The organism is Dietzia sp. Die43 (assembly GCF_024519835.1).
Taxonomy (GTDB): domain Bacteria; phylum Actinomycetota; class Actinomycetes; order Mycobacteriales; family Mycobacteriaceae; genus Dietzia; species Dietzia kunjamensis.
In genome coordinates, this window is sequence record NZ_JALJRF010000058.1 from 1 (window position 1) to 952 (window position 952).

At 61.6% G+C, this 952-nt stretch carries 1 protein-coding gene and 1 pseudogene; both read right to left on the reverse strand.

What is annotated here, in order from left to right:
- Window positions 1–11: 11 nt before the first annotated feature.
- On the reverse strand, window positions 12–452 hold the full coding sequence (locus NR111_RS18210) for a cation diffusion facilitator family transporter (protein WP_241260883.1): 441 nt from the start codon (window positions 450–452) through the stop codon (window positions 12–14).
- A 352-nt stretch (window positions 453–804) separates the two neighbouring features.
- Window positions 805–909, reverse strand: a pseudogene (locus tag NR111_RS18215) (ATP-binding protein); the annotation flags it as partial.
- Window positions 910–952: the final 43 nt, after the last annotated feature.

Here is a 952-nt window from a genome sequence, read left to right on the forward strand (position 1 = left end):
GCCTCACCGCATCACCGGCGAACCCCAGCTATGCACTCCGGATCCGGAAGGGCCAGCAAACCGCCCGCGGCTGCCCACAACATCGGCGTAGTGGACAGGTCGATCGGGGCAGTTAGCCGCATCCCGCCCATCACGATCACTACCAGCGCCATCACCAGCAGGAAACCGCCGTTGACCAATGCGCCGACAATTTCCGCGCGATACCAGCCGAAGCTGCGGTCTTCATCTGCTGGCCGGCGGGCGAGCCGTGCAGCAATGATGGCCACCAGTACGCCACCGACGGCCGAGAAAGTGTGGAAGGCATCTGAGATCACCGCGACCGAACCGGTCCATAACCCGATGCTAATTTCAATGAAGAAGTAAATTCCCGTCAGCCACGCCGAGATGGCCAGTCCCCACCCAGGGCCGCGCGCACCGTCCGTGTAACTGTGGCCTCCGTGTCCGTGAGTCATGAACCCCTCCTCCTGACCGCAAGGTCAGTTCTGGTGTGATTGCTCATCCCCACCGGGAGCAACCGGCAGGGCGAAATATGGTCGAAATTGAGGATCTGATCGGGTCAGTGCGAGTTAGTGCTCGCGTCTGGAGGAGAGCATCTCTGGTGGAGGTCATTGCGGCGGGGCGCTTCCTCGCTCGGTGGTGGCGGCGAAGTGAGGTTCCCCCGGATCCGTAGAGGGATCAGCTGTAATGAGTATTTGAGGGTTTGGGAGCCACTGGATATTGAGGTTGGGAGCCACCGTTATTGGCTTTGAGAGCCGGTGGCCGATGGGGTCGGAGCCACCGGCTCCCGTGCGCGGTCCCGTGGGGTTAATTCACGGCGGTGTGTTCGCGCATGTTGAAGGTGCCGGTCTCGATCCAGAGGGTGTTGTGGACGATACGGTCCATGATGGCGTCGGCGTGTGAGGTTCCCCCGGATCCGTAGAGGGATCAGCTATAAGGGGAAGCGATGCCAGAG

Coding starts and splice junctions, on each gene's coding strand:
- NR111_RS18210 (WP_241260883.1), bottom strand. CDS start 452: ATGACTCACGGACACGGAGGCCACAGTTACACGGACGGTGCGCGCGGC.